The organism is Stenotrophomonas sp. (assembly GCF_032103445.1).
Taxonomy (GTDB): domain Bacteria; phylum Pseudomonadota; class Gammaproteobacteria; order Xanthomonadales; family Xanthomonadaceae; genus Stenotrophomonas.
Genome location: NZ_DAMDFR010000058.1, coordinates 20,530 through 27,200, shown reverse-complemented (window position 1 = coordinate 27,200; position 6,671 = coordinate 20,530). Strand labels below are relative to the sequence as shown.

The window sequence follows — 6,671 nt, the reverse complement described above, 5'->3', positions numbered from 1 at the left end:
GCTGGTCGGCCGAGGCCTGTGCGATCGGCACCACGTCCAGCCGCGCAAAGCCGCTGTTGGGGTCATAGCGCGGCTCGCGCGCCAGCCCCGCATCAATCACCACCCGCACGCCCGGCAGGGTGACCGAGGACTCGGCCACGTTGGTGGCCAGCACCACCCGGCGCTGCCCGTTCGGGTCGGGCTGCAGCACGCGGCTCTGCTGGTCCACCGGCAGTTCGCCGTGCAGCGGCAGCAGCTGCACTTCCGCTGGCAACACCGAATCCAGCGCCGCCAGGGCGCGGTTGATCTCACGCTGCCCGGGCAGGAACACCAGCACGTCACCCGGGTGCTCGCGCAGCGCCTGTTCCACCGCGCGCCGCACCTGCGCTTCCAGCGCTTCCTCGCGCCGTGCCGGGAAGTGGCTGATCGATACCGGATAACTGCGGCCCGCACTGCTGATGCGCGGCGCATCCAGGAACTGCGCCAGCCGCTCGCCGTCCAGCGTGGCCGACATCACCACAATGCGCAGGTCGTCACGCAGCTGCGCCTGCACGTCCAAGGACAGTGCCAGGCCCAGGTCCGCCGCCAGATGGCGCTCGTGGAATTCGTCGAACAGCAGCGCGCCCACGCCTTCCAGCAGCGGGTCGTCCTGCAGCATGCGGGTCAGAATGCCCTCGGTGACCACTTCCACCCGGGTGCGTGCGGACACCTTGTTCTCGAAGCGGATCCGGTAGCCCACCGTCTCGCCCACGTCTTCACCCAGCTGGCGGGCCATGAACTGCGCCGCACTGCGCGCCGCCACCCGGCGCGGTTCCAGCATGATGATCTTCTTCCCCTGCAGCCACGGCGCATCCAGCAGCGCCAGCGGCACCTGGGTGGTCTTGCCCGCACCGGGCGGGGCTTCCAGTACCAGGCGGGTGTGGCTGCCCAGGGCATCCAGAATTGCCGGCAGCTGCTCGGCGATGGGGAAAACAGGCGTACGCATGCGGCAAGGATACGGGCAGGGCGGTGCTTTACAATGCGCCGCTTACCTGAGTGTGCGAATTGCCCCATGCAGCTGATCGATATCGGTGCCAACCTCACCCACGACTCCTTCGACCGTGACCGCGACGCGGTGCTGGAACGCGCACGCGCGGCCGGCGTAGTGCAGATGGTGATCACCGGGGCCAGCCGCGAGCATTCGCCGATGGCGCTGGAACTGGCCCGACAGCACCCCGGTTTCCTGTACGCCACCGCCGGCGTGCACCCGCATCACGCGGTGGAATACACCGACGAATGTGATGCCGAGATGCGCGCGCTGCATGCACATGCCGAAGTGGTGGCGGTGGGCGAGTGCGGGCTGGATTATTTCCGCGACTTCGCGCCGCGCCCCGCGCAGCACCGCGCATTCGAGCGCCAGCTGCAGCTGGCCGCCGAGAACGGCAAGCCGCTGTTCCTGCATCAGCGCGACGCGCACGCCGATTTCATGGCGCAGATGAAGAACTTCGAAGGCCGCCTCGGCCCGGCAGTGGTGCACTGCTTCACCGGCGAGCGCCAGGAGCTGTTCGATTACCTCGACCAGGACTGGTACGTCGGCATCACCGGCTGGCTGTGCGACGAGCGCCGTGGCGCGCACCTGCGCGAGCTGGTCAAGCACGTGCCGGCTAATCGATTGATGATCGAGACCGACGCGCCGTATCTGCTGCCGCGTACGTTGAAGCCGATGCCGAAGGATCGCCGCAACGAGCCGATGTTCCTGTCGCACATTGTGGAAGAGCTGGCGCGCGATCGTGGGGAGGATGTGGCGGTGACGGCGGCGAATGCGACGGCAGCTACGCGCGCGTTCTTCCGGTTGCCGGAAATCGCCTGACCTCCGACGACGCACTCCTGCCAGGGAATCCCGTAGAGCCACGCCCTGCGTGGCTTCGCGGTCTCAAACAGGGTCGAAGCCACGCAGGGCGTGGCTCTACGGATCAGCGGTTTGCCTCATACGCCTGCAAATGGGCAAACGCCACCGCCAACAACGGTGCCAGCACCCCGGCCTCCCGCGCCCGCAGCCGCATATCCCCCACAATCTGCATCGCTTCCACCTGCTGCCCGGCTTCCAGATCGCGCAGCATCGACGCCTTCAACGCCGACCCGGCCTGGGTCAACGCCCCCAGCGCAATCCCCTGCGCCTTCTCCGGCACCGGCTCACCGGCTGCCTCAGCGACCGCCAGGCACTCCGCATACAGCCCGCGCATGATCGCTTCACCCTCATCGGTGCCCACAATCGTGCCCACGTCCGCGCGCATCAAACAGGTGCCCGCCGCCAGCGCGGTCAGGAAGCTGTACTTCACCCACTGCTCCTGCCCAATCGCATCGCTGGCCAGATGATCGACATTGGCCTGCACACAGGCCGCCGCCAGCGCCAACACCCGCGCACTCGCCCCGGTGTTGTCGCGCTCGCCAAAGGTCAGCTTCGCCGCCGGGGCCAGATGCAGCACTGCGCCATCGGGTGCCTTGGTCGCACTGATGAAGCACAGCCCACCCAGCACCGCATTGCGGCCGAAGCGCGCATCCAACGTCGCGTAGTGGCGCAGCCCGTTGAGGATCGGCAGCACGGTGGTGCGTGAGGACACCGCCGGTGCAATCGCCTCAATCGAGCTCTCCAGGTCATACGCCTTGCAGCTCAGCATCACCAGATCAAACGGCTTCTCAGACGCCAGCGTCGCCAGCCCATCAGCAGTCACATGTTGCACCGGGAAGGCCGCATCGCCCAGCGGACTGCGGATCACCAGCCCATCCTGCGCCAACTGCGCCGCGCGGGCGGGCCGCACCAGGAAGGTGACATCCACTCCGGCCTGGGCCAAACGCCCGCCGAAGTAACCGCCGGTACCGCCGGCACCAAGAACCAGAATGCGCATTGAGGTACTCCAATCAAACTGAGGAGCCGGCCAGCAGCCGGCACTACCGATGTTCCGGCGTCGAAGAGCAGATCAGCTCCGCATCCCCACACCACGCTTCAGCAGCCACAGCGCCAGTGCGCTCAGCACCACCACGAAGCCGATCATCAGCGCGTAGGCCACCCACAGCGGCACGTCGCTCGAGCCCAGCAGGCCGTAGCGGAAGGCGTTCACCATGTAGAAGATCGGGTTCGCGTGCGTCGCCGCTTCCGCCCAGGTCGGCAGCAGCTTCACCGAATAGAACACGCCACCCAGGTAGGTCAGCGGGGTCAGGATGAAGGTCGGCACAATCGCCACGTCGTCGAACTTCTTCGCGTACACCGCGTTGATGAAGCCCGCCAGCGAGAAGATCGTCGCACCCAGCAGCACCGTGGTCAGCGTCACCAGCGGGTGCGGAATGCGCACCGGGGTGAAGAACATCGCGATGATCAGCACGATCACGCCCACCATCAGCCCGCGCAGCACCGCGCCGGCCACGTAACCCCACAGGATCACCCAGTTCGGCATCGGGCTCACCAGCAGCTCTTCTACATGGCGGCCGAACTTCGCGCCGAAGAACGACGAGCTGATGTTGCCGTAGCTGTTCTGGATCACACTCATCATCACCAGACCCGGCACGATGAACTGCATATAGCTGTAGCCGCCCATCTCACCCACGCGCGAGCCGATCAGCCCGCCGAAGATCAGGAAGTACAGCGTCATGGTGATCGCCGGCGGCACCAGGGTCTGGCCCCAGATGCGCAGGATGCGCGCCACTTCGCGGCGCACGATGGTCATCAGCGCGATCCGGTTACGCTGCCCGTCGGTCATCACCGGGCTTGGGGTGGTGCTCATGCCGCGTTCTCCTGGTTGCCGGTAAGCCGCACGAACAGCTCCTCCAGACGGTTGCTCTTGGTGCGCATCGAGCGCACCCGGATGCCGGCCGCATTCAGTGCCTCGAACACCCGGTTCAGATCCATCGCGCGCGGCATGTCCACGTCCAGCGTGTGCGCGTCGGTGGCGGTGATGGTGGTGCCTTCGATCACCGGCAGCTGCGCCGGCAGGTCGCCATCGATATCAAACAGGAAGCCTTCCACGTCCAGCTTGGCCAGCAGTGCCCGCATCGGCCCCTGGGTGACGATCTGGCCGTGGTTGATGATGGCCAGGTGCCGGCACAGGTGCTCGGCTTCTTCCAGGTAGTGCGTGGTCAGGATGATCGTCGTGCCGGCCGCGTTGATCTCCTTCAGCACCCGCCACATGTCGCGGCGGATCTCGATGTCCACGCCCGCGGTGGGCTCATCCAGAATCAGCAGGCGCGGGCGGGTCATCATTGCGCGGGCGATCATCAGCCGGCGCTTCATGCCGCCCGACAGGGTGCGGCTCATCACCTGGGCCTTTTCCCACAGGTGGGCGCGCTTCAGCTCCACCTCGGCCATCTTCTCGGCCTCCTCGCGCGGCACGCCGTAGAAGCCGGCGTAGTTCACCAGGATGTCGAAGGGCTTTTCGAACAGGTTGAAGTTGATTTCCTGCGGCACCAGCCCGATCAGGCGCATGGTCGCGCTGCGGTCGCGCACCAGGTCGCTGCCGAACACTTCCACCTGACCTTCGCTCAGGTTCACCAGCGAGCTGATGATGCCGATCAGGGTGGACTTGCCGGCCCCGTTCGGGCCCAGCAGGGCGAAGAAGTCGCCCGGTGCCACGTCCAGCGAGACGCCCTTCAGGGCCTGGGTGCCGTTGTCGTAGGTTTTGCGGAGGTCGCGCACCCGCAGGGCGGGGGCGTTGTTTGTCTGGGAAGCCAAGCTCTTGCCTTCGCGCCCAAGGGCGGCGCTGGAGTGGGGCGGGTGAGCCGCTATTATAGAAGGCCCCGAGGGCTTGCCCCGGCTACACACTGTTTCCCAAATTCGTGCCTGTTCAATTCCCCCTCAAGCTGGTCGGCCGCCACATGCTGGCCCCGACCGTCGGCCACTACCAGTTCCTGCGTGATGACGGCCAGCCGCTGGATTTCCAGCCCGGCCAGTTCATCCAGGTCCATTTTCACTACGCTGACGGCACCGAAACCAAGCGCAGCTACTCGCTGGCCACCATCCATGACCACGCTATCGGGGCGGGGGAAGCGGTGGATATCGCGGTGAGCTTCGTGCCCGGCGGGGCCGCCACGGCCCTGTTCGAGGGCCTGGACATCGGCGGCCACGTGCAGGCCAGCGGCCCGTACGGCCGGTTCTGCCTGATGCCCGGCGACCACAACGCCCGCTATCTGCTGATTGCCACCGGCACCGGCGTCACCCCATACCGCTCCATGCTGCCGCTGCTGGCCACCGCTATGGCCGAGCGCGGGGTTGAAGTGGTGCTGCTGCAGGGTGCCCGCACCCCCGGCGAGCTGCTGTACAGCGAGGATTTCTATAACTTCGCCGAACAGCACGCCAATTTCCGCTATGTGCCGTGCTTATCCCGCGAACTGCCGGAAAACCCGCACCCCGACGTCCGCCACGGCTACGTCCAGCAGCACCTCGCCGAGTTCGCCCCGAACCCGGCCACCGACATCGCCTACCTGTGCGGCAACCCCGACATGGTGGACGCCACCTTCGAGGCCCTGAAGGAAGCCGGCCTGCCCAACCCCCAGGTCCGCCGCGAGAAATACGTCAGCAGCAAGTGACCCGTAGAGCCACGCCCTGCGTGGCTTCGCGGACCCGCACCGCTCGCGATCCCCGCCCGGGGGTCCACAACGGCGAACAATATGGATATTGGTGACACCGGACTTTGCCCGGTGCCCATGAACCCCTTACCTCGCCCGCGGACCCAAATGAACGACAACACCCCCGGTAGCGCCGGCCGTTGGCCGGCACCCGCAGCACCCGACCAACGCCCAAGCGTGGCGACAACCAACGAAGCCACCTACCGCGCCCACGTCCTGACCAAGATCCAACGCGGCCGCGCAGACATCGAATCCGGCCGCCACTATACAACCGCCCAAGCGCGAGCACGCCTGCGCAAATGGCTGACCCGGTAACCCGGTAACCCGGTGACCTGCCGCGATCTCGTAGTGCCGGGCCATGCCCGGCAACCTCATGGACTGGGATTGGGCCGCACCTCCGCATCCATTGCATCAACCTGTTCCCATGCAATCCGGCTATGCTCCGGCAACAAGGAACGTCGACCCAAGCGGGGGAATCATGGCAGTACTGATTGAAGGCATATCGGTGGTCGTTCGCTGCAACGCCATCGTCGCTGCGTACAAGGGAGGCCCGGAACAGTTCACGGCTGAGGTCCCGAACGGGTCGCTCCGTGCCGATGGTCAAATCGCCGCCGTGACATTCATGCATCCCACGGATGTGGAGCAGTACGTCCGCCTCCTCGAGGCGAGGGGTCTCGTATTCCAGGACGCAGAAGGAACCCGCGACATCGTCGTGGTCGACCAGCGCACTGGCTTCTGCAACCCGTGCACCTGGGCAGACTTTGGCACCACCCCCTGGAATGGCGACGAGAGCCGCCTCGTAGCGGTCTGCGCTCTCGATGCAGGCCAGCCTCAGAAGGTGGTGGTGCCTGACGGGTGGGCGTATGAGACCTCACTTACTGCCCGGCATCGCTTCGTGGAAAGTGACCCGGTCAGCGAGGGCCTGCGGTTTGTCAGGCGCGATGGGGACGTCAATGTCTATCTCGATGAGAAAACGGGAAAAGAGTTCTACAGCGTGCAGGGCGTAGGCGTGGGTTCGCCCGTTGCCCACTAAGGCAGGCATTCCTGCTCCGCAGGCAGCAACCTCGCTCCCTTCACCAGTGCCCGCATCGGCTGAG

Annotated in this window: 7 protein-coding genes; 3 read left to right on the top strand and 4 right to left on the bottom strand. The window is 66.1% G+C overall.

Annotated features, from left to right (window positions below):
- A partial coding sequence (locus RT551_RS16805; protein WP_313460733.1) for a helicase-related protein occupies positions 1–964 on the bottom strand: 964 nt, incomplete at its 3' end.
- 66 nt (positions 965–1,030) lie between these two features.
- Here RT551_RS16805 and RT551_RS16800 point away from each other — a divergent pair.
- Positions 1,031–1,828, top strand: coding sequence for a TatD family hydrolase (locus tag RT551_RS16800; RefSeq protein WP_313460731.1), 798 nt, complete (start codon positions 1,031–1,033; stop codon positions 1,826–1,828).
- A 103-nt stretch (positions 1,829–1,931) separates the two neighbouring features.
- Here RT551_RS16800 and panE read toward each other — a convergent pair whose 3' ends face one another.
- The 3 genes from panE to RT551_RS16785 all read right to left on the bottom strand — a co-directional run bounded on the left by panE (position 1,932) and on the right by RT551_RS16785 (position 4,681).
- Positions 1,932–2,864, bottom strand: a complete 933-nt coding sequence (gene panE, locus RT551_RS16795) for a 2-dehydropantoate 2-reductase (protein WP_313460730.1) — start codon at positions 2,862–2,864, stop codon at positions 1,932–1,934.
- Positions 2,865–2,936: 72 nt separating this feature from the next.
- The gene (locus RT551_RS16790; RefSeq protein ID WP_282298163.1) at positions 2,937–3,737 is read right to left on the bottom strand and encodes an ABC transporter permease; all 801 of its coding nucleotides are present in this window, start codon (positions 3,735–3,737) and stop codon (positions 2,937–2,939) included.
- Positions 3,734–4,681 (bottom strand): ABC transporter ATP-binding protein, encoded by a 948-nt coding sequence (locus RT551_RS16785; protein ID WP_260341555.1) that lies wholly within the window; start codon positions 4,679–4,681, stop codon positions 3,734–3,736. Before RT551_RS16785 ends, RT551_RS16790 begins: the two co-directional genes overlap by 4 nt.
- Before the next feature lie 104 nt (positions 4,682–4,785).
- On the opposite strand from RT551_RS16785, the gene RT551_RS16780 reads away from it, so the two are divergent.
- On the top strand, positions 4,786–5,535 hold the full coding sequence (locus RT551_RS16780; protein ID WP_260341556.1) for a ferredoxin--NADP reductase: 750 nt from the start codon (positions 4,786–4,788) through the stop codon (positions 5,533–5,535).
- A 517-nt stretch (positions 5,536–6,052) separates the two neighbouring features.
- Positions 6,053–6,607: a hypothetical protein gene (locus tag RT551_RS16775; RefSeq protein ID WP_313460728.1), complete on the top strand. Its 555-nt coding sequence runs from the start codon at positions 6,053–6,055 to the stop codon at positions 6,605–6,607.
- Positions 6,608–6,671 lie beyond the last annotated feature (64 nt).

What these genes read in the sequence shown, in the direction of transcription:
- RT551_RS16775 (WP_313460728.1), top strand. Translation starts at nt 6,053, where the DNA reads ATGGCAGTACTGATTGAAGGCATATCGGTGGTCGTTCGCTGCAACGCC.
- RT551_RS16790 (WP_282298163.1), bottom strand. Translation starts at nt 3,737, where the DNA reads ATGAGCACCACCCCAAGCCCGGTGATGACCGACGGGCAGCGTAACCGG.
- RT551_RS16800 (WP_313460731.1), top strand. Translation starts at nt 1,031, where the DNA reads ATGCAGCTGATCGATATCGGTGCCAACCTCACCCACGACTCCTTCGAC.
- panE (WP_313460730.1), bottom strand. Translation starts at nt 2,864, where the DNA reads ATGCGCATTCTGGTTCTTGGTGCCGGCGGTACCGGCGGTTACTTCGGC.